The following is a 20,189-nucleotide window of genomic DNA, read 5'->3' as shown; positions in this document are numbered from 1 at the left end:
TTCCCCGTTACCGGAAATTGTAGCGCAGACCGAACAGCGCCGATGCCACGAGCTGGCTGTTGAAACCGTCCTGGTCGAAGCCGGTGATGCTGGCCGCCGCGCTGCCGGTCAGGCCGCGCCAGAAGCGCTGCGAATAGACCGCCGATGCGCCATAGGATTGCACGTCGGTCGCGCCCGGCGAGCCATTGTCGAAATAATTGTAGAAGCCGCTGAACGACAGATCGGCATCGCGGCCGAGCTGGCGCCCGATCGACGCGAAGAGATAATAATTCTCGTCGGTCACGCCGTTGAGGTCGGCAATCTGCGACAGCGCGGGCACGAGCAGGCGGCGGCGATCGTAACCGGCGCCAAAGCCATAGCTCCACGCCCCGGCGCGGCTGGTGAAGATGCCTTGGATGCCGCGGCTGCGGAACTGCGCGCCGGTCGCGTTCGACAGCGCGTTGTTGAGACAGCCGCCGCCCTGCGCGCCGAACTGGCAGCTGTTGATATCGCCGTCGATCGGGTTGCGCGTCGGGTCGAACTGCGTCGGCAGGCCGGCGAGGCCAGCGGAAAGCCCGCGCCCGAAGCTGGAGATGCCGTCGTAGACGCCGACCTGGATCTGCGTCGCATGGCCGGGGCGGTAATAGAAGCTGCCGGTGTAGATGGTGTCGCCATAGCGGCGCCCGACCTTGGCGGTCAGCGAGGTGCGGCGGCTGGGCTGCCACATCACGCCGGCGTCCCAGATCAGCCCGTCGGTGTCGAACGACAGCTGGCGCGGGCTCGACTTGTCGGTGACGAAGCGCCCGTTCGCGTCGCGGACCGGCACGCCGTTCGCGTCGACGACGGGGTTGCGTTCGCTGATCTCGATATCTTCATAGCCGACGCCGCCAAGCAGCGCGACGGTCGGGCCGATCGGCACCGTCACGTCGGCGCGGGCGAACTTGCCCTCGAACCGCTGGTCGAGCTGGGTCGCATCCTCGCGTTCGTAACCGCCCGACACCTGCCAGCCGAACGGCAGGTCGCCCGGCCGCTGGCCGACGCTGCCCCACGCGACATGGTTGGTCGAGCTGTCGAAAATATCCTGGCTGGTCGCGCCCGGCGGCAGCACCGCAGGGGTATCGACCTCGACCTTGTTATAGCCGAAGCGATAACCGGCGCCGACGTCGAGTCCGCCGATGCGGCGCGCAAAGGTCGGGCCGGCGTAGATCGAATAGACGTCGGCCGAGTTCGAACCATTGCCGACGAAAATCGGATTGTCGGCGCCCTGCCCGTCGGCGCGGGTGCGCGTCGCGAGCGCTCCCGCCTCGACATTCAGCCCGCGCGCCAGTTCGTAACGGCCGCGCAGCAGCCCGCTGATCGTGTCCGAATCGCCGAGGCCGCCCGATTCGCCGATGCGATATTCGTAGCGCAGCGTCGCCGCGACTTCGGCGCGGCGCGTCGCGATGACCGCGTCGACCCCGGCGGCGAGCGTCGTGTAGGTGAGCACATCGCCATCATTTTTGAGATCGGCCTGCAGCACCTGCCCCACTTCGAGATAGGGTGTGACTTCGACCGTGCGCTTGCTGCGCTTCTGGCCGCGCTCGTCGCGCTTGCCGGTGCCGCTTTCGGCCGAGGCCGGTGCCGACGACGCAGCGCCATCACCGCTGCCGCCTTCGGGACCCGAGAATTGCGCATGCGCGCTGGTCGCGGTGCCCGCGAGCAGCAAGGCAACCGCCGTCATGACGCCATGGCGTGCGTACGGGAGAGTGGTGCGCATGGTCAGGCGCCTCCTTGTCCATAATAGGTGCCGAAGCGGCGACCGCCCGGCGAATATTTGACCCCGTTGAGGAGCAGCTGGATGTGCGGGCAGGCGCCCATCAGCCCGATCGCGTCGCGCAGCGCGCTTTCGAGCGTCGTATCGGCGCGCACCACCATGATCAGCTGGCCGACATGGCCGGCGAGCACCGCGGCGGGCGACGCCGCGAGCACCGGCGGCGAATCGAGGATGATGATCCGGCCCGGCGCCCCCGCTTCGAGCTGCGCGAGCAAGGTTTCGGTACGCGCCGAGGCGAGCAATTCGGTGTCGTGCATATGCGCCGTGCCCGCGGGCATGACCTTCAGCCCCGGAATATCGGTCTGGATCAGGCAGTCGCCGAGCGGCAGGTGCGGGTCGGCGAGCGCGTCCATCAGCCCGGGACCGTCCTCCAGCCCGAGCGCGTTCAGCACGCTGGGCTTGGCGATGTCGGCGTCGATCAGCAGCACGTCATGGTCGGTTTCGACCGCAAGGCTGAGCGCGAGGTTGACCGCCGAGAAGGTCTTGCCTTCGCCCGGGTTGGCCGAGCCGATCAGCACGCGGTGGCCGCGCGGCAACACCGGACGGCTGCCGCTGCCCGCGAAGTTGCGGATCAGTTCGCGCTTCACGATGCGATATTCTTCGGAAATGCCGCTGACCGCCGCGCCCGGCACGATCATGCCGCTGGCGGCGAGCCGTTCGCGGTCGATCGTTCCCTGACGCGTCGGCACGACGGCGGGCGCCGCCCTGGCAATATCCTTGCGCGGCGACGGTTTCGGCGCCGCCTCGACCGCGGGCGCGGCCTCGACGACGGGATCGAGCGTTTCGGCCTCCGGCGTAAGCGGGGGGGTCACCGCCGCTTCTGGCTCGGCCTTTTTCTTCGCCTTGCCCTTGCGGACCGGCTCTTCGGGCAGGCCCGAGACGTCGATCGTCGGCGCGCCGGCGGCGGGATCGGTGCCGAACATGTCGGCGGCGCGTTCGAGCAGCGAGGGCGTGCGCTTGATGGGGCGATGTTCGTTCATTTTCTTGTCCCCCGTCACGCGACCATGCCACGCTGGACGAATTCGGCGACCAGCAGCAGGACGAACAGCGCCACCAGCGCGCCGCTGCCCCCCGCGAGCCAGACGAGTTTCTTCTTGCGATCGGCGTGCCGTTCGGGCGTCACGACCTCGGTGATCGATCCGATGACCGGCAGGCCGCTGGCGCGTTCGAGCTTGGCCGCGGTCGCATAGCTGGTGCGCACCTGACCGAGGCCGAAGGCGACCCCGATGCCGCCGCCGATGCCCGCGAACAGCACAAGCGTCAGAAACAACGGCCGGTTCGGTGCCGCGGGCGAGGTCGGTTTCGTCGGCGGGTCGAGCAGTTCGACCTTGATCGCATCGGTTTCGGTCTGCACCTCGCCGCGCATGCGCACCTGTTCGCGCTGTGCCATCAGCCGGTCCGACTGGGCCTTGAGCGCGGTATATTCGCCGTTGATCCGCTCATATTCGGCGGCGACGCCGGGGTTCTGGATCTGCGCGGTGGTGATGCGGTTGATGTCAGCCGACAATTGCGCCTTGCGCGACGACAGCGCCGCGACGGTCGCCTGGCGTTCGGCGCGCATCGCCTGCAGCGTCGCATAGGCGGGGTTCTGGGCGTTGCCGCCGCCACCGGCGCCCGTGCCTTCGCGGTCGGCCATGGCTTTCAGTGATGCGATCTGGCTTTTCAGCGCGATGACGTCGGGGTGCGCGTCGGTCAGCCCGCGCGCGCGCATCGACGACAGTTCGTTCTGCGCCCCGGCGAGCTGCTGGCGCGCGACACCGCCGCCGACGCCGCCCATGCCGGGGACGTTGATCGTCGCCGGGGTCGACGCCATCTGGCCGTTCGCGGCGGCGAGCGAGCCTTGCGCCGCAGCGAGCTGGGTCTCGATCTGGCCAAGCTCGGCGCGCGCGGCATCGATACGCTGGCCGGGCGAACCGGTGCCGCTAGAGATCAGGCCGATATTCTTCGCCTCGAAAGCGGCGCGGCGCGCCTCGACCTCGCCGAGCGCCTTTTCGCGGTCGGCGAGCTGGGCGTCGAGGAACTTCAGCCCCTCGCGCGCGGTCATCCGGCCGCCGCGCAGCTGTTCGTCGCGGAACACGGTGATCAGGCTGTCGAGGACGCCGCTCGCAAGCTTGGCATTGTCGGCGTCGGACAGGCTGCCGACTCCGATCGACGAGGTGATCTCGAAGATATTTTCCTGCTGCGGGATGACCTTGATATTCTTTTGCAGCATCGCGACCGCGCCGGCCTTTTCGCGCTCACCGGCGCCGGCGGGGAGCATGCCGGTGGTCACCGCGACCTTTTCCAGGTTGCGCGCGCTGGTCAGCGTCTCGCGAATCTGGTCGATCTGGGCGCGATCGGCATAGGGGCCGCTCTGGCTGTCGGCGGGGACGATCTCGTTGATGTCGACGAGCAGGCGGGCGCGCGAATCATACCGGTTGGGGATCGAGGCGATCGCCAGCCAGCCGAGGATGCAGATGCCCCATGCCACGGCCAGAACCAGCCAGCGGCGCGTCCAGACGCTGTGCAGCGCCACCCGGAATTCGTCGTAAAGGCCGTTCATTGTCTGGTTTCAGTCCTTGGCAGGTTTGGGGAGTCGGCCGCGCGGTAACGCGTCAGAACATGCTTTCGGGGATGATGATCACGTCGCCCGGCTGGAGCCGGACGTTCGCCTTGATGTCGCCGCGCTTGACGAGGTCGTTGAGGCGCAGGCCATATTCATGCTGCTTGCCGCTGCCCTTGTCGTAACGGACGAGACGCGCCTTGTTGCCCGCGGCATATTCGCCGAGGCCGCCGACCGCGATCATCGCGTCGAGCACGGTCATATTGGCGCGGAACGGGATCGACGCGGGCTTTTCGGTCGCGCCGACGACGCGCACCTGCTGCGAGAAAGTGCTGTTGAAGCTGGTGACGATGACGCTGACGATCGGGTCGGTGATATACTGGCTGAGCTGGAGCTTGAGGTCCTGCTGCAGCATCGTCGGCGTCTTGCCGACCGCGGGCATGTCGGTGATCAGCGGGGTGGTGATGCGGCCGTCGGGGCGGACCTGGACCTTGCCGCCCAGCTCGGGGTTGCGCCACACGAAGATCTGCAGCTCGTCGAGCGGGCCGATGATATATTCCTCGCCGGGTCCTTCCTGATTCTGGACGAAGGTCGCGCTCGGCAGCTGCGGCGCGGCGGCGCCGCCGCCCATGCAGCCGGTCAGCGCGGTCGCGGCGATCCCGCACGCGAGGGCCACGCGCGCGGCGCGAAGGGCGGGGAAGGACGTCGTCATGGTATCACCTTTCCTGCGGCAGCGGCGTCGCCGCGAGCTAAATGCCCGGGGCGAAAGCCAATGCGTCAGGGTCAGCGATGACCGAAAAGGGTGAATATACCGTTAGTAGTCGGCTAGGTTCTCGCCGCGTTCGTCGCACTCTGTGCCGGTTCGGGACAGAAATGGCCATTCCGATCCTCCCCATCGCGTAGCGTTGGGGAGGTGGCAGCCCGCAGGGCTGACGGAGGGGTCGACGCCGTCAGGCGTCGGTGCAACCTTTCAACCCCTCCACCACCGCTTCGCGGCGGTCCCCCTCCCCAACGCTTCGCGATGGGGAGGATCTTAAACGAGCATCTCGCGCGCCGGCCCCTGGCCGAGGAAAGCCGAGGGGCTCGCGGTCGCGCCATAAGCCCCCGCCTGAAAGATCGCCACAAGATCGCCGACCTCGCCGCGCGGCAGCGCGACCTGGTCGCCGAGGCGGTCGAGCGGGGTGCAGAGGCAGCCGACGACCGAGACCGTCTCGACGGGCTCGGCGCCGAACTGGCTGGCGAGCGCGATCGGATAGTTGCGGCGGATCACGGTGCCGAAATTGCCGCTCGCCGCGAGCTGGTGATGAAGCCCGCCGTCGGTGACGAGGAAAGTCTCGCCATGGCTGGTCTTGCGATCGACGATTCGGGTCAGATAGACCCCCGCCTCGGCGACGAGCCAGCGCCCGAGTTCCATCGCGAAGCGGCTGGCACCGAGCATCGGGTCGCGCGCCGCGAGTGTCGCGGCGAGCGCGTCGCCCACCGCGTTGGCATCGACCGCCTTGTCGCCGGGAAAATAGGGCACCCCCATGCCGCCGCCGAGATTGACGAGCGGCGGCACCGCGCCGATTTCATTCGCGAGCCGCGCCGCGAGCGCGACGGTCTGCGCCTGCGTATCGGCGATGGCGCCGGCATCAAGCGCCTGCGATCCGGCAAAAATATGGAAACCCTGCCAGTCGGCGCCGGCATCGAGCAGACGCCCCACCAGCGCCGCGACCTCGGCGGCGTCGACCCCGAAGGGCTTGGCGCCGCCGCCCATCTTCATGCCCGACCCCTTGAGGTCGAAGTCGGGGTTCACGCGTACGGCGAGTCGCGGGACGATCCCGAGCCGCGTCCCGATCGCGAGCGCGCGTTCGGCCTCGCCCGCCGATTCGAGGTTGAGTGTCGCGCCCGCCTTGATCGCATATTCGAGTTCGGAGTCGCGCTTGCCCGGCCCCGCGAAGCTGATGTGCCCGCTCGCCATACCGCTGGTGCGCGCGGCCTTGAGCTCGCCGCCCGACGCGACGTCGAGTCCGTCGACCATCGCCGCCATATGGCCGAGCAGCGGGCCATAGGGGTTCGCCTTCATCGCATAATGAAGCTGCAATTCGGCGGGCATCGCGGCGCGCCATTCGGCGACGCGCGCGGTGAGCAGCTTGCTGTCATAGACGAACAGCGGGGTGTCGCCGGCATCCTCGGCGAGGTCGTCGGCGCGCTGGCCGCCGATCAGCAACATGCCGTCGGCATCGGCGGCGAAGCCGGGCGGGATCGGACCGTGCGGTTTCATGCTGCCACCTTCCAGTCGGCGGCGATCGCGACGCGGTCGAGCTTGCCATTGGGGTTGCGCGGCAGTTCGGCGCGCCATTCGATCGCCTGCGGCTGCATGAAATTGGGCAGGTTCGCCTTGAGATAGGCGGCGAGACCGTCGGGATTGCCCTCCCCCTTGCCGCGCACGATCAGCACGATCGCCGCGCCAAGCCGGGCGTCAGGGACCCCGAACGCCACCGCCTCGTAAATCAGGCCCGAGGCGATCGCGACATCCTCGACCTCGGTCGGGCTGACGCGGTTGCCGGCGGTCTTGATCATCGCATCGTCGCGGCCGACGAAATAGAGCAGGCCATTGGCGTCGCGACGCACCGTGTCGCCCGACCACACCGCCATGCCGCCATAGTGCGACGCACGCGGCGCGGGCCTGAAGCGCTGCGCGGTGCGTTCGTCATCCTGCCAATAGCCCTGCGCGACGAGCGGCCCGCAATGGACGAGCTCGCCCGGTTCCTCGTCGGCGGTGATCGTGCCGTCGGCGCGGCACACCAAAATCTCGGCATGCGGGATCGCGCGGCCCATCGAGGTCGGGTGATCGGCGACCAGCTTTGGTGGCAAATAGGTCGATCGGAAGGCCTCGGTCAGCCCATACATCGGATAGACGTCGGCATTGGGGAAAGTCGCGCGCATCGCGTCGATCAGCGACGGGGTCAGCGCGCCCCCGCTGTTGGTCAGGCGCTTGAGATGCGCCGCACTTTCGGCGGGCCATTCGCTCTCGACCAGTTGCACCCAGAGCGGCGGCACGCCCGCCAGCGTCGTCGCGCCATGCCGCGCCACCGCCTTCACCACGTCGCGCGGGGTCAGGTAATCGAGCGGGGCGACGGCGGCGCCGGCATGCCAGCTCGAAAGCAGCTGGTTCTGACCATAGTCGAAGCTCAAGGGCAGTAGCGCGAGCACGCGGTCGGCGGGCACGATCTCCAGATAGGACGCGACCGCCTCGGCCCCCAGCCACAGATTGGCATGGCTGAGCATCACCCCCTTGGGGCGCCCGGTCGAGCCGCTGGTATAGAGGATCGCCGCCAGATCGCCGGGCTCAGCGAGCGACGGGGGAAGCCCCTGCCCGCCCGAATCAATCACTTCCTCGGCGATCTTCAAATCCTGCACGACGCAATCGACCGGCAGGGCTTCGCCGAGCGTGTCGCTGCGCGCCGCATTGGTGACGAGCAGCTTCGCGCCGCTGTCCGCCAGGATATGCGCAACCTGCGGCGCCTTGAGCAGCGGATTGACCGGCACATGGATCAGCCCCGCCCGCGCCGCCGCGAGCGGCATCAGGCACGCGAGCCGCGTCTTCGCGCTCCAGCTGGCGACGCGTTCGCCGGGGCCGCCCGCCTGTGCGAGCAGCCAGGATGCCAGCCGGCCGACGCCCGCATCGAGATCGCCGAAGCTCGTCACCCGGTCGCCGATCAGCAACGCGGGCGCATCGGCCGCGCCGCGGCGGGCGAGATGGTCGATCGGGCGCGACGAGGGGATCAGGGCTTCGGTCATCGGTTCTTTAGGACTGGGTGATAGAGCGCCAGCCTATGCAAGGGAACGGTGAACATCGCGCTAATGATGAAGGCGGGCTGCCCGCCGACGCGCGCGCCGCCGCGCCCGCGTCGCCGTTCGACCGCGCGGCGTGGTTCGACCTGCTGACAGACTATGGTTTTGCGGGCGAAGGCCGCGTCGACGCGCATGGCCATGCAGGCGACGTGACGGCATGGCTACCGCTGCGCCGCGACCGGCCGGGGCAGCTGAGCGGGCTCACCAACTGGTACAGTTTTGCGATCCGGCCACTGTTTACGGGCGAGGGCGACCGGAAAGCGGCGCTGCGCCTGCTGTTCGCGAAGCTGAAGAAACAGGCAGGGCGGCTGACGCTCTATCCGATTCCCGATATGGTGCAGGCCGACCTCGCCGCCGCGCTGCGCAAGGCCGGCTGGTGGGTCAAGGCGACCCCGGCGGGCGACCGCCACTGGCTCGACCTGACCGGCCTGACGCATGACGACTGGTGGGAAAGCCGCCCCGGCGCGCTCAAGAACACCGTCAAACGCAAGGCGAAGAAAGGCGTGGTCGATATCCAGCTGCTCACCGCCTTCGATCCCGGCAGCTGGGCCGCCTATGAGAGCATCTATGCCGCGAGCTGGAAGCCCGAGGAAGGCCATCCCGCCCTGCTGCGCGCCTTTGCCGAGGCCGAAAGCGCGCGCGGCACGCTGCGCATGGGAATCGCGCGGATCGAGGGCATCCCGGTCGCCGCGCAATATTGGACCGTCGAGGACGGCACCGCCTTCATCCACAAGCTCGCGCATGTCGAGGACAGCCTGAAGGCCTCGCCCGGCACGCTGCTGTCGGCGGCGCTGTTCCGCCATGTCATCGACGTCGACCATGTCGAGCGCATCGATTTCGGCACCGGCAACGACGGGTACAAGAAGGACTGGATGAACCGCCACGAACCGCTGTGGCGATTGGAGGCTTTCAATCCGTCGCGCATCGCGGCATGGGGACCCGCGATAAAGGCTTTTGCGCGTTCCCTTACGGCACGCGAGTGAGGACGTGATGACCGATACCCCCGCCAGCCCCACCTCTTCCGGCGTCGATGCGACGCTGCGTGCGTTGCTCGCCGACATTTTGGGCCTCGGCGAAGCCCGCGCCGCGGCGCTGACCGAGGACAGCGGCCTGTTCGGCGCGCTGCCCGAGTTCGACTCGATGGCGGTTGCGACGGTGCTGACCGAGATGGAGGACCGCCTCGGCATCATCATCGACGACGACGAGATCGACGGCGAGATTTTCGAAACCTACGGCAATTTGCTGGCATTTTCGCTGCGCAAAGTGACCGACTGAGGGATGCCGAATGGCGCGTTCCTCTCCTGATTGTCATCCCGGCGAAGGCCGGGATCTCGCCGTCGAATATTCCGCACCGGCGAGATCCCGGCCTTCGCCGGGATGACGGCAGGTTGAAACAGAGGTCCGCGTCATGGCCACCTCCGAGCATATCCTGCGCATAGAGCCCGCCGGAGCGCCGCGCGCCACCGTCCTGATCGTCCCCCCGCTGTTCGAGGAAGCGAACCGCACGCGCCGCACCCTCGTGCTCGCGATGCGCGCGCTCGCGGTGCGCGGATTCGCGGCGGAGATGCCCGACCTGCCGGGGCACAATGAGAGCCTCGTGGCGCTGGAAAGCGTCGACCTCGACATGTGGCAGAACGCCCTCGCCGAAGTTGCGAAGACAATCGACGGCCCCGTCCTTGTCGCATCGGTCCGCGGCGGGGCGCTGATCGACCACCGTGTAAAGGCAGCCGGCTGGTGGCGACTGGCGCCAGCGGGCGGGTCGTCGCTGCTGCGCACCCTGCTCCGCGCGCGCGTCTCGGCCGATCGCGAGGCGGAAGTGACATCGTCGCTCGAAAGCCTGAGCGAGACCGCCAAGAGCGAGCCACTGCTGCTCGCGGGCAACCGGCTGTCGCCCGCGATGATCGCGCAGTTGGGCAGCGCCGAGGCCCAGCCGGTCGAGCCGCTACGCAACGTCGCGCTCGGCGCCGACGGCATCGCGGGCACCCCGCTATGGCTGCGCGCCGAACCCGGCGAAGATGCGGCGATGGCCGAAACGATCGCCGACGACATTGCGGATTGGGGAGCGGCATGCGGCGTCCGCTGAGCTTCGCCTGCGAGGGCGCCGCGATCGCCGCCACGCTCGACGAAGCGCCGGGGACGACCGGGCTGCTGATCGTGTCGGGCGGCAACGAGATCCGCAGCGGCGCGCATCGCGGCATGGCGATGCTGGGGCAGCGCGTCGCCGCGGCGGGGCATCCGGTGTTGCGTTTCGACCGGCGTGGGATCGGCGACAGCGAGGGAACGAACGGCGGCTATCGGTCGAGCGGCCCCGATATCGCGGCGGCGATCGCGGCATTTCGCGACGCGGCGCCGCAGCTGACCCGCATCCTCGCGTTCGGCAATTGCGACGCCGCGAGCGCCTTGCTGCTGCACCAGCCGCTGGCGCTCGACGCGCTGATCCTCGCCAACCCCTGGACCTATGAGGATGATGGCGACGACGACGCGGAAGCCGACGAACCCGCCCTGCCCCCGGCCTCGGCGATCCGCGCGCGTTACCTGTCGCGGCTGAAGGACCCGAAAAGCCTGCTGCGGCTGGTGAAGGGCGAGGTCGATTTCCGGAAATTGTTTCGCGGCCTGTCGGCGCTGGGGAAAAAGCCGGTGGCACCGGCGTTCGGCAGCCTCGCCGACGAACTCGACAGCCTGCTGGCCGAGGTCTTCTGTCCGGTGACGATCCTGCTCGCAACCGGCGACCGGACGGCGCAGGCGTTCATGGAAAAGCTGGCGAAATCGCTCGCCTATATCGAGCAAAATCCGGGATCGATCCGCGTAGAGCGGCTGGCGAGCCCGTCGCACAGTTTTGCGGGGGATGATGCCGAGTGGCTGGCGGAACGGATTTTGGCCGCCCTCAGCTAACCCGTCGCCCCCGCGAAGGCGGGAGCCGCAATCGGCCTAAATCTGCGTCGCTGTGTAAACCGACAGCGGCCCCCGCCTTCGCGGGGGCGACGGTTTGTTACGCATCCACCATCGCGTGATACTCGGCCTCGGCCAGAAAGCGTTCGGCGTCGAGCGCCGCCATGCAGCCCATGCCCGCCGCGGTCACCGCTTGGCGGTACACCTTGTCGGTGACGTCGCCCGCCGCGAACACGCCCGGGATGCTGGTCAGCGACGTACCCGGCGTGACCTCGAGATACCCATCGGCATCCAAAGGCAGCTTGCCCTTGAACAATTCGGTCGACGGGCTGTGGCCGATCGCGACGAAGCCGCCGTCGGTCGGCTCATGGCTCGCTTCGCCGGTGACGGTGTCGATCAGGTCGACCCCGACAAGGCCCGCGACGCCCTCGCCCGCGACGAAGCGGTCGACCTTCTTGTTCCACAGCACCTTGATCTTGGGATTGGCGTGGAGCCGGTCCTGCAGGATCTTTTCGGCGCGCAGATGATCGCGGCGGTGGATGAGCGTCACATCGTCGCTGTGGTTGGTGAGGTACAGCGCTTCCTCGACCGCGGTGTTGCCACCGCCGATCACCACGACCTTCTTGCCGCGATAGAAAAAACCGTCGCACGTCGCGCATGCCGAAACGCCCTTGCCGCCCAGCTCCTGTTCGCCTTCCACGCCGAGCCACTTCGCCTGCGCGCCCGTCGCGATCACCAAAGTTTCCGCCAGATACACGTCGCCGCCGTCGCCGGTCAGCTTGAACGGGCGCTGCGACAGGTCGACATCGACGATCGTATCCCAGATCATGCTGGTGCCGACATGCGTCGCCTGCGCGGTCATCTGTTCCATCAGCCACGGGCCCTGCACGACCTCGGCGAAACCGGGGTAGTTTTCGACGTCGGTGGTGATGGTGAGCTGGCCGCCGGGCTGGAGCCCCTGCACCACGATCGGTTTCATGCCCGCGCGCGCCGCGTAGATCGCGGCGGACAGGCCCGCGGGGCCGGAACCGAGGATGAGCATCTTGGTGTGGTGGGTGGCGGGCATGGTCGTCCTTAATGCTGGCGGGGTTCGCCTAAATGGGTGTTGCCAAGCGCGCTAGCAAGGGACAGGCTGCGCGCCAAGGGGAGTGTGCCGATATGGCGAGCTGGTGGGAACGTCACGGAGTACCGCGCCTGATCAAATGCGCCTGTTCGCAGGGGCAGATCATGAAGGCGCGCAGCAAGGTCGTGCCGCATGCGGCGGGCGATGTGCTCGAGCTCGGCTGCGGCGGCGGGATCAACATGGAATTTTACGACCGCGCGCGGGTAACGAGCTTCACCGGGCTCGACCCCTCGCCCGAACTTCTGGCGATGAGCCGCGCGGCGGCGCAGGCGCATGGCATCGATGCCGATATCCAGGGCGGGGTCGGCGAAGCGATGCCGTTCGAAAGCGGGCGTTTCGACACGGTGGTGACCACCTTCACCCTCTGCTCGGTCGCCGAGCAGAGCGCGGTGCTGAGCGAAATCCGCCGCGTGCTCAAACCCGGCGGCACCGCGCTGTTCCTCGAACATGGCGGCGCGCCCGATGCGGGGGTCGCGAAATGGCAGCGGCGGATCGAACCTTTGTGGAAACGCATCGGCGGCAATTGCCACCTCACCCGGCCGATTTCGGACGCTTATGCCGCCGCGGGTTTCGCGGTCGAGCGGCAGGCCGCGCTGTATATGCCCAAGACCCCGCGCCCCTTCGGCTGGGTCGAATATGGAGCCGCCCGCCCGAACTGACGACGAAAGGACAGCTAAGATGACGCGTTTCTGGCTACCCCTTTTGACCCTGCTGATGCTGCTGGCGCCCGCCAGCGCCGAGGCGCGCAAGGTCGCGCTAGTCATCGGCAATTCGGCCTATGCCAACACCGGCGCGCTGACCAACCCCGCGAACGACATCCGGATCGTCGCCGATGCCGCGAAAGCCGCGGGCTTCGAGGTGGTCACCGCGAGCAACCTCAACAATCAGGCCTTTCAGGGCGCGATGCGCGACTTCCGCACCAAGGCCGACGGCGCCGAGGTGGCGATGGTCTATTTCGCCGGCCACGGGATCGAGGCGCAGGGCAAGAACTGGCTGCTCCCCATCGACGCCAAGCTCGAATCCGACCTCGACCTGCCCTATGAGGCGATCGAGCTCAGCCGGCTGATGGAGGCGGTGTCGGGCGCGCAGGTGCGCATGGTCGTGCTCGACGCGTGCCGCAACAATCCCTTCGGCAGCAAGTGGCGGTCGGGCACCCGCGCGGTGGCGCGCGGCATGGCGGGGGTCGAGGCCGACGATGTGCTCGTCATCTTCGCCGCCGCCCCCGGCCAGACCGCGAGCGACGGCAATGGCGCGAACAGCCCCTTTGCCCTCGCGCTCGCGCGGCGATTGCCCGAACCCGATCTGCCGGTGCAGCTGCTCGGCGGCGCGATCCGCGACGATGTGCTCGCGGCGACCGGCGGCAACCAGCGGCCCTTCGTCAGCGCGAGCATCACCGGTACCCCGGTCTATCTCGTCCCGCGCACCGTGCCGACGTTGGTCGCCGCGGCGCCGGCGGTGCCCACGGGTGATCGCACCGCGAGCGAGGAGATTTTCTGGAAGGGGGCGCTCGCCGAAAGCAGCGTCCGCGCGTTCAGCGCCTATCTGTCCGAGTTTCCAAGCGGGCGTTATGCGGGCGATGCTTCGGACGCGATCGCCCGGCTGCTGGCGCCGGGCGCCGACGGCAGCGCCGTGCGCGGCGGCAAATATCGCGTGTCGGACATCGTGATCGAATGTGTGAAGGTCACCGGGTTTCTCGGTCTGCCCGATCAATTATTCCTGCGTTTCGGAGGAGACCAGCGGTTTCCGGAGAGCAAGAAGGACAGCTATACGATGAAAAAGGGCCAGCGCTGGGTCGTGCCGCGCAGTTTCGATTTCGACGGCAATTCGACGGTGCAGCTGCTTGAGGACGACGATGTCGGCGGGAACGACATATTGGGGACGATCGACCTCGAGCCGAGGGTCGGAAATTTCACCCGGACGATCAACGGGGATCGGAGCGAGTATCAGGTGACGTATCGGGTCAGTGCGGAGTAGCGGAGTGGCGAAGGCCGGTTTCGCGCAGAAACGGGCGCTTAAATCCTCCCTGTGGCCGGAGGCCATGGGGAGGGGGACCGCTCGCGAAGCGAGTGGTGGAGGGGCCGAAGACTTGCACGACGCCTGACGGCGTCGGCCCCTCCGTCAGCGGCTTCGCCGCTGCCACCTCCCCATCGCTTCGCGACAGGGAGGATCGGCAACGGTCGCTCCCCAACCCAAAGAAACCGCCGCTATTCCTTCTCCCCCACCTCGACCAGCCCGTGCCCGACGCTCACCCGCTCGTCGAAGACGAAACAGCTGCCGTGCCAGCGGCTTGTCGCCTCGGGAACCTGTTCGAGATAGGCGAGGATGCCGCCCTTCAGGTGGACCACGTCGTCGATACCTTCGCTGCGCAAGAATGCGGTCGACTTTTCGCAGCGGATGCCGCCGGTGCAGAACATCGCGATCCGCTTGCCGGCGAAGTCTTCGCGGTGGTCGCGCCACCAGTCGGGAAATTCGCCAAAGCTTTTGGTGTGCGGGTTCAAGGCGCCGTCGAAGCTGCCATAACCGACCTCGAAATCGTTACGTGTGTCGATGACCACCGTGCCCGGATCGGCGATCACCGCGTTCCAGTCGGCGGGGTCGACATAGCGGCCGACGTCGCGCGACGGGTCGATGCCCACCACCTTCATCGTCACGATTTCCTTCTTCAGCCGCACCTTGAGCCGCTGGAAGGGCATCGCGGCGGCGGCCGAATATTTGACGTCGAGCTCGGCGCAATCGGGGAGCGCGCGGATATGCGTGAGGACGGCGGCGATGCCAGTTTCGGGGCCAGCAATGGTCCCGTTGATCCCTTCACGCGCGAGCAGCAGCGTGCCCTTGACACCTTCGGCCGCGCAGAGGTCGAGCAACGGCTGGCGCAGCGCGGCGGGGTCTTCGAAGGGCGCGAAGCGATAGAGGGCGGCAACTTGAAACATCGGCGCCCCCTACTCCCACAGCGCATCAAACAAAAGTACGTCATTGCGAGCGAAGCGAAGCAATCCAGAGCCCGCGTAAACCGCTCTGGATTGCTTCGCTTCGCTCGCAATGACGCGTCGGGTCACCGAAACGGATCGCCCCGCCCGGTCGCATAATGCGCCATCGCCATCGTCGTCCATTGCGCGTTGACGCGGATGCAGCTCGGGAAGACGCTCGCGTCGGTGACCAGCACATTGGTCGTGCCGTGGACGCGGCATTCGGGGTCGACGATGCCATATTCGGGATTCTCGTTGATCGCATTGCCGCCATGCGCGTGGCTGCTCGACAGCGTCAGATCGTCCTGTTGGCCGATCTCGCGGGCGAAAAATTCGTCGACGTCCATGCCGGGCTTGATCGTCTTGCCATTCGCCAGCGCGGGATAGCATTCGAGCGCGCCCGCCGCGAAATGGACCTTGGTCAGCGTCGCCATCGCATCGCGCAGCACCGGCATATCGTCATCGACGTCGAGGCGGAAGTGCAGCTTGCCGTCGACCACCTGCCCGCGCCGGTCGGCGGGGAAGAGGATGCCCGCCGAATGGACGCGGCTGAAATTCCGCATCCGCTCCGCATGGGTGCCGAACCAGCCCGGCATCAGCGACGCCATCGCCATCGGCGGCTGGAAATGGCTTTCGAGCAGATATTTGCCGCAGTCGACATAGCTGGTCATCTGGTCCTCGTCCCACGCATTTCCGCCGACACCATCGTTCATCAGCGCAACCACCGGCGAGGCGACGTTGAGCGAGATCTGATAACCCGTCCCCTGAATACCGCTGCTGTCGAGCAGTTTCGACGAGGCGATGGTGCCGCCCGCGACGATCACCCCGACGCGGGCGCGGACGAGACGGCGGGACCCGTCGGGCATGACGAGGCGGACCGCCTCTGCCTCCAGCTTGTCGTTCGCGGCGTCGCGCCACAGGATTTCCTCGGCCTTGGTTTCGGGCAGGATACGGGCGCCATGGTCGCGGCACGCCTGCGGCAGATAGGTCTGCGCCATGCCCATGCGCCGCCCATAGGGGCAGCCCGAGTTGCAATAACCGCAATAGGCGCAGGCGTTCGGGGTGTTCGGCGGGCCGAAATTCTTGTCGAACCAGTCGGTCACCGCACGCTGTTCGCGCGGGTCCGACGAGGCGGCGGCATGCGCCTGCCACCCCTTGATCAGATGCGTGCCATTGTGGCGCCCGCTGCGCGGTTCGGCGCGGCCGATGCCGAGCTTTGCCTGCACCGCGTCGTAACTGGCGTGAAAGGCGGCGGCGTCGACCGGCGCACCGATGCTCGCCCATTTGGCGAGCACGTCGGGCGCATCGGGGTGGGTGCGTCCCGCTTCGTTGACGCGCAGGCAGATGCCGTTGTTCACCGTCGACGACCCGCCGACGCAGCGCCCCTGGAAGATCACGAAATCATTGTTGGTCGTCGTCTGGACGCCGCCATGCTTGTAGAGCGCGGCGATCATGTCGAGTTCGCGGTGGGTGATGCGCGGCGAGGGATAAAAGGGCCCGGCCTCGACGATCAGCACCTTATAGCCCTGCGCCGCGACATTATAGGCAGCGACCGCGCCGCCCGCGCCCGAGCCGATAACGACGACGTCATACTCGTCCGCCAGCGTGTCGGCGGTGAGGATATGGTCGGGATGGATCTCGCGCCCCGTCACATCGGCGATCGGCATTTCGGGCGGGTCGGTGCGGGTGCGGAATTTCGGCAGGGTGAAGCCGATCTGCTGATGCACCGGGTTCGCGACATTGGCGTCCTGCCCCGCGTCGCGCGGCCGCTCGCCGCCCTGCCAATAGCCATAATAACACGCATAAATGATGCCGCGCAGCCGGGCCATGTCCTGGAACAGGTCGAACTCGCTGTTCTGGAGCCGGTCGCGGACGCGTTCGGCGCGGGTGTCGACATCGAGTTCGACGAACACCGGCGCCAGCGCCAGTTCGGTCATGTTGAGCGAGAAGCGCAGCTCGTCGAGCTTGGTCCCGCCGACCTTGCCGAACAGCTCGACGACATTGGCGACGACCTGATCGGCGGTGATCGCCATGTCGACGCCGTGGAACAGCGCCTCGGTCAGCGCCTCCAGAAATTTGAGTTGCCCGAAATTGAACGGTGCCGTCATCGCCCTGCCCCCTGCTGGTCCTGCGCCCACGAATGCGGGTTTATAGCAAATGAAGGCAAGAGCTTATTGTACGGGAACGACGGCTTTGGGGTGGGAAGCGGACCTTGCCGATCCTCCCTGTCGCGCAGCGATGGGGAGGTGGCAGCCCGTAGGGCTGACGGAGGGGCCGACGCCGTCAAAGACTGGCGCGCGGCCGCGGCCCCTCCACCACCGCTTCGCGGCGGTCCCCCTTCCCACGGCTTCGCCGCAGGGAGGATTTATGCCCGCTATTCGGTCATTAGCGGTCGCCCCGACGGCGAACATCAAATGCGCGCAGAGGCGCAGAGGTCGCAGAGAGGAGAGACCCAGCGCCTCTGTGATCTCTGCGCCTCTGCGCGCACATCTTCGAAACGGGCCAGAGACGCGGGATTCCCGCCTTCGCGGGATGAGGAAGACAGGTCGTCGGCGGCCACCCCCGACGCTGCCCGGTCAGCCTGTCCAGTCCCACCCGTCGTCGCGGTGACTTATAATCAACTCGCGCGGCGCGGGCAGATCGTCGATCAACCCGCCGCGCAGCCGCAGCACCGCCGGCAAATCGTCGCGGCGACTGTACACCGGCGCACCGCAACCCGTGCAGAAGGCGCGATATTTGCCCGGCGAACTTTCATATTCGCGCACCCGGTCGCGCGCGTCGAAGCGGACCTCGGCGACATCGGCGAGCACCGCGACGTTGAACGCGCCGCCGTTCGCGCGGCGGCACTGGCCGCAGTGGCACAGCACCACCTCGCCCACCGGCCCGTCGAAGCGATACCGCGTCGCGCCGCACAGGCACGAAGCGGACAGCGTCACGCCGCCGCCTTCTTCTTCTGGCGATAGGCGTGGAGCAATGGTTCGGTATAGCCCGACGGCTGGGTCACGCCCTCGAAGATCAGCGCGCGCGCCGCCTGATAGGCGATGCCGTCGGGGGTCAGCTTTTCGTAGAGCGCATCGCCCGCGTTCTGTGCGTCGACCTTGGCCGCCATGCGGACCAGCGCGGTGTCGACCTGCGCCGCGGTACACACGCCGTGGAGCAGCCAGTTGGCGAGCGCCTGACTGGCGATCCGCAGCGTCGCGCGATCCTCCATCAGGCCGACATCGTCGATGTCGGGCACCTTCGAACAACCGACGCCCTGGTCGATCCAGCGCACGACATAGCCCAAAATGCCCTGGCAATTGTTATCGAGTTCGCGGGTAACCTCGGCTTCGCTCCAGTTGCGGCCGGTCGCGACCGGGATGTTCAGCAGCCGATCGAGCGACGGAACCGCCTCGCCCGCGATCTCCTTCTGCCGCGCGAACACATCGACCATATGATAGTGCAGCGCGTGCAAGGTCGCGGCGGTCGGCGACGGCACCCAGGCGGTGTTCGCGCCCGACTTCGGATGGCCGATCTTGGCGTCGAGCATCCCCTTCATCAGGTCGGGCATCGCCCACATGCCCTTGCCGATCTGCGCCTTGCCGCTGAGCCCGCAGGCGAGGCCGATGCGGACGTTGCGGTCCTCGTAGCTCGCGATCCAGTCCGACGCTTTCATCTCGCCCTTGGGGATCATCGGGCCGGCGCGCATCGAGGTGTGGATTTCGTCGCCGGTGCGGTCGAGGAAGCCGGTGTTGATGAAGACGATGCGGTCCTTCACCGCATGGATGCACGCACCCAGATTCGCGCTGGTGCGGCGTTCCTCGTCCATCACCCCGACCTTGATCGTGTGGCGCGACAGGCCGAGCATATCCTCGACGGCGTCGAACAGCCGGTCGGTGAAGCCGCATTCCTCCGGCCCGTGCTGCTTGGGCTTGACGATATAGATGCTGCCCGCGCGGCTGTTGGTGAGCGTGCCGAGGCCCTTCAAATCGTGGAGCGAGCAGAGGCTGGTGAACACCGCATCGCAAATCCCCTCGGGCGCTTCGCTGCCGTCGGCGAGCTTCACCATCGGGGTGGTCATCAGATGGCCGACATTGCGCACGAACATCACGCTGCGCCCCGGCAGGGTGAAGGCGGCGCCATCGGGCGCGGTCCACTCGCGGTCGGGCTCCATCGCGCGGGTGACGGTGGCGCCGCCCTTGGCGAACACCTCGGTCAAATCGCCGCGCATCAGGCCGAGCCAGTTGGTATAGCCGAGGGTCTTGTCCTCGCCGTCGACCGCCGCAACGCTGTCCTCGAGGTCGATGATCGTAGTCAGCGCGGCTTCGAGCAACACGTCGGCGATGCCCGCGGGGTCGGTCTGGCCGATCGCGCTCGCGGGATCGATGACCAGTTCGATGTGGAGGCCGTTGTGCTTCAACAGGATGGCGCCCGGCTTCGTCCCGACAAGCTGCGCCGGGTCGGCGAGTTCGGGGCTGCCGCCAGTCCACTCGGCCCAGCTGCCCGACGCGAGCGGCACGGCGTCGTCGAGGAAGGCCTTGGCGCGCGCGATCACCGCCGTGCCGCGGGCCGCGTCATAACCGCCGGGCTGCGCGGGCGGCGCATCGAGCGCGTCGGTGCCGTAGAAGGCGTCATAGAGACTGCCCCAGCGCGCATTGGCGGCGTTGAGCGCAAAGCGCGCGTTCAGCGCCGGGACGACGAGCTGCGGCCCGGCCATCGTCGCGATTTCGGGGTCGACGTTCGTCGTACCGACCTGGAAGGCGGCGGGTTCGGGGACGAGATAGCCGATGTCGCGGAGGAAGGCCTGATAGGCGGCGGGGTCGTGCGCCTGCCCGGCCCGTTCGAGATGCCAGGCGTCGATCTTTGCCTGCAAATCCTCACGCTTCGCGAGCAAAGCCGCATTTTCGGGGGCGAATTTTCCGAGCAGCGCCGCGAAGTCCGCCCAGAATCTGTCGGCGTCGAGCCCGGTGCCGGGCAGCGCGCGATCCTGGACAAAATCGACCAGCCGCGCATCGATCGACAGCCCGTGGCGGTCCAGAAATTCGGTCATTGCAGCACCCT

The 20,189-nt window shown here is 67.5% G+C and carries 17 protein-coding genes; 6 read left to right on the top strand and 11 right to left on the bottom strand.

Going from position 1 to position 20,189, the window contains the following annotated elements; all coding sequences use genetic code 11:
• Positions 1–7: 7 nt before the first annotated feature.
• The 6 genes from AC3WS4_RS09640 to AC3WS4_RS09615 all read right to left on the bottom strand — a co-directional run bounded on the left by AC3WS4_RS09640 (position 8) and on the right by AC3WS4_RS09615 (position 8,117).
• Positions 8–1,735 (bottom strand): hypothetical protein, encoded by a 1,728-nt coding sequence (locus AC3WS4_RS09640; RefSeq protein WP_492739106.1) that lies wholly within the window; start codon positions 1,733–1,735, stop codon positions 8–10.
• 2 nt (positions 1,736–1,737) lie between these two features.
• Positions 1,738–2,772 (bottom strand): P-loop NTPase family protein, encoded by a 1,035-nt coding sequence (locus tag AC3WS4_RS09635; protein ID WP_492739107.1) that lies wholly within the window; start codon positions 2,770–2,772, stop codon positions 1,738–1,740.
• A 14-nt stretch (positions 2,773–2,786) separates the two neighbouring features.
• Complete coding sequence (locus tag AC3WS4_RS09630) at positions 2,787–4,334, bottom strand: XrtA system polysaccharide chain length determinant (RefSeq protein ID WP_492739108.1); 1,548 nt, start codon at positions 4,332–4,334, stop codon at positions 2,787–2,789.
• Between the two features lie 52 nt (positions 4,335–4,386).
• The gene (locus AC3WS4_RS09625; RefSeq protein WP_056346818.1) at positions 4,387–5,046 is read right to left on the bottom strand and encodes an XrtA/PEP-CTERM system exopolysaccharide export protein; all 660 of its coding nucleotides are present in this window, start codon (positions 5,044–5,046) and stop codon (positions 4,387–4,389) included.
• Between the two features lie 321 nt (positions 5,047–5,367).
• Entirely contained in the window at positions 5,368–6,597 is a 1,230-nt protein-coding gene (locus AC3WS4_RS09620) for a pyridoxal-dependent decarboxylase, exosortase A system-associated (RefSeq protein WP_492739109.1), read from the bottom strand.
• Positions 6,594–8,117: an acyl-CoA ligase (AMP-forming), exosortase A system-associated gene (locus tag AC3WS4_RS09615; protein WP_492739110.1), complete on the bottom strand. Its 1,524-nt coding sequence runs from the start codon at positions 8,115–8,117 to the stop codon at positions 6,594–6,596. The genes AC3WS4_RS09620 and AC3WS4_RS09615 overlap by 4 nt, the downstream gene beginning before the upstream one ends.
• 35 nt (positions 8,118–8,152) lie before the next feature.
• Here AC3WS4_RS09615 and AC3WS4_RS09610 point away from each other — a divergent pair, with 35 nt between their 5' ends.
• The 4 genes from AC3WS4_RS09610 to AC3WS4_RS09595 all read left to right on the top strand — a co-directional run bounded on the left by AC3WS4_RS09610 (position 8,153) and on the right by AC3WS4_RS09595 (position 11,063).
• Positions 8,153–9,154 (top strand): GNAT family N-acetyltransferase, encoded by a 1,002-nt coding sequence (locus AC3WS4_RS09610; RefSeq protein WP_492739111.1) that lies wholly within the window; start codon positions 8,153–8,155, stop codon positions 9,152–9,154.
• 7 nt (positions 9,155–9,161) lie between these two features.
• Entirely contained in the window at positions 9,162–9,446 is a 285-nt protein-coding gene (locus AC3WS4_RS09605) for a phosphopantetheine-binding protein (protein ID WP_056346809.1), read from the top strand.
• 133 nt (positions 9,447–9,579) lie between these two features.
• Positions 9,580–10,254: an alpha/beta hydrolase family protein gene (locus AC3WS4_RS09600; RefSeq protein ID WP_492739112.1), complete on the top strand. Its 675-nt coding sequence runs from the start codon at positions 9,580–9,582 to the stop codon at positions 10,252–10,254.
• Entirely contained in the window at positions 10,239–11,063 is an 825-nt protein-coding gene (locus AC3WS4_RS09595; RefSeq protein ID WP_492739113.1) for a hydrolase 1, exosortase A system-associated, read from the top strand. The genes AC3WS4_RS09600 and AC3WS4_RS09595 overlap by 16 nt, the downstream gene beginning before the upstream one ends.
• A gap of 97 nt (positions 11,064–11,160) precedes the next feature.
• On the opposite strand, the gene trxB is transcribed toward AC3WS4_RS09595, so the two are convergent.
• Complete coding sequence (trxB, locus tag AC3WS4_RS09590) at positions 11,161–12,126, bottom strand: thioredoxin-disulfide reductase (RefSeq protein WP_492739114.1); 966 nt, start codon at positions 12,124–12,126, stop codon at positions 11,161–11,163.
• A 92-nt stretch (positions 12,127–12,218) separates the two neighbouring features.
• Here trxB and AC3WS4_RS09585 point away from each other — a divergent pair, with 92 nt between their 5' ends.
• A complete protein-coding gene (locus tag AC3WS4_RS09585; protein ID WP_492739115.1) occupies positions 12,219–12,842 on the top strand; it encodes a class I SAM-dependent methyltransferase in 624 nt (207 codons plus the stop codon).
• Between the two features lie 19 nt (positions 12,843–12,861).
• Complete coding sequence (locus AC3WS4_RS09580; protein WP_492739116.1) at positions 12,862–14,157, top strand: caspase family protein; 1,296 nt, start codon at positions 12,862–12,864, stop codon at positions 14,155–14,157.
• A 230-nt stretch (positions 14,158–14,387) separates the two neighbouring features.
• Here the strand turns inward: AC3WS4_RS09580 and trhO are convergent, their stop codons facing one another.
• The 4 genes from trhO to AC3WS4_RS09560 all read right to left on the bottom strand — a co-directional run bounded on the left by trhO (position 14,388) and on the right by AC3WS4_RS09560 (position 20,178).
• On the bottom strand, positions 14,388–15,113 hold the full coding sequence (gene trhO / locus AC3WS4_RS09575; RefSeq protein WP_492739117.1) for an oxygen-dependent tRNA uridine(34) hydroxylase TrhO: 726 nt from the start codon (positions 15,111–15,113) through the stop codon (positions 14,388–14,390).
• A 122-nt stretch (positions 15,114–15,235) separates the two neighbouring features.
• The gene (locus AC3WS4_RS09570; protein WP_492739118.1) at positions 15,236–17,257 is read right to left on the bottom strand and encodes a GMC family oxidoreductase N-terminal domain-containing protein; all 2,022 of its coding nucleotides are present in this window, start codon (positions 17,255–17,257) and stop codon (positions 15,236–15,238) included.
• A 468-nt stretch (positions 17,258–17,725) separates the two neighbouring features.
• A complete protein-coding gene (locus AC3WS4_RS09565) occupies positions 17,726–18,085 on the bottom strand; it encodes a GFA family protein (protein ID WP_492739119.1) in 360 nt (119 codons plus the stop codon).
• On the bottom strand, positions 18,082–20,178 hold the full coding sequence (locus AC3WS4_RS09560) for a malate synthase G (RefSeq protein WP_492739120.1): 2,097 nt from the start codon (positions 20,176–20,178) through the stop codon (positions 18,082–18,084). The genes AC3WS4_RS09565 and AC3WS4_RS09560 overlap by 4 nt, the downstream gene beginning before the upstream one ends.
• Between the last annotated feature and the right edge of the window lie 11 nt (positions 20,179–20,189).

The sequence above is a fragment of the Sphingopyxis sp. EU05-FHT14B03 genome, from assembly GCF_058790875.1.
The sequence above is the reverse complement of the archived record's forward strand: the minus strand, read 5'-3'. Positions and strand labels throughout refer to the sequence as shown.

Bases quoted from the DNA above. Each gene is read 5' to 3' on its own strand.
- AC3WS4_RS09640 (WP_492739106.1), bottom strand. From the start codon at position 1,735: ATGCGCACCACTCTCCCGTACGCACGCCATGGCGTCATGACGGCGGTT.
- AC3WS4_RS09635 (WP_492739107.1), bottom strand. From the start codon at position 2,772: ATGAACGAACATCGCCCCATCAAGCGCACGCCCTCGCTGCTCGAACGC.
- AC3WS4_RS09630 (WP_492739108.1), bottom strand. From the start codon at position 4,334: ATGAACGGCCTTTACGACGAATTCCGGGTGGCGCTGCACAGCGTCTGG.
- AC3WS4_RS09625 (WP_056346818.1), bottom strand. From the start codon at position 5,046: ATGACGACGTCCTTCCCCGCCCTTCGCGCCGCGCGCGTGGCCCTCGCG.
- AC3WS4_RS09620 (WP_492739109.1), bottom strand. From the start codon at position 6,597: ATGAAACCGCACGGTCCGATCCCGCCCGGCTTCGCCGCCGATGCCGAC.
- AC3WS4_RS09615 (WP_492739110.1), bottom strand. From the start codon at position 8,117: ATGACCGAAGCCCTGATCCCCTCGTCGCGCCCGATCGACCATCTCGCC.
- AC3WS4_RS09610 (WP_492739111.1), top strand. From the start codon at position 8,153: ATGCAAGGGAACGGTGAACATCGCGCTAATGATGAAGGCGGGCTGCCC.
- AC3WS4_RS09605 (WP_056346809.1), top strand. From the start codon at position 9,162: ATGACCGATACCCCCGCCAGCCCCACCTCTTCCGGCGTCGATGCGACG.
- AC3WS4_RS09600 (WP_492739112.1), top strand. From the start codon at position 9,580: ATGGCCACCTCCGAGCATATCCTGCGCATAGAGCCCGCCGGAGCGCCG.
- AC3WS4_RS09595 (WP_492739113.1), top strand. From the start codon at position 10,239: ATGCGGCGTCCGCTGAGCTTCGCCTGCGAGGGCGCCGCGATCGCCGCC.
- trxB (WP_492739114.1), bottom strand. From the start codon at position 12,126: ATGCCCGCCACCCACCACACCAAGATGCTCATCCTCGGTTCCGGCCCC.
- AC3WS4_RS09585 (WP_492739115.1), top strand. From the start codon at position 12,219: ATGGCGAGCTGGTGGGAACGTCACGGAGTACCGCGCCTGATCAAATGC.
- AC3WS4_RS09580 (WP_492739116.1), top strand. From the start codon at position 12,862: ATGACGCGTTTCTGGCTACCCCTTTTGACCCTGCTGATGCTGCTGGCG.
- trhO (WP_492739117.1), bottom strand. From the start codon at position 15,113: ATGTTTCAAGTTGCCGCCCTCTATCGCTTCGCGCCCTTCGAAGACCCC.
- AC3WS4_RS09570 (WP_492739118.1), bottom strand. From the start codon at position 17,257: ATGACGGCACCGTTCAATTTCGGGCAACTCAAATTTCTGGAGGCGCTG.
- AC3WS4_RS09560 (WP_492739120.1), bottom strand. From the start codon at position 20,178: ATGACCGAATTTCTGGACCGCCACGGGCTGTCGATCGATGCGCGGCTG.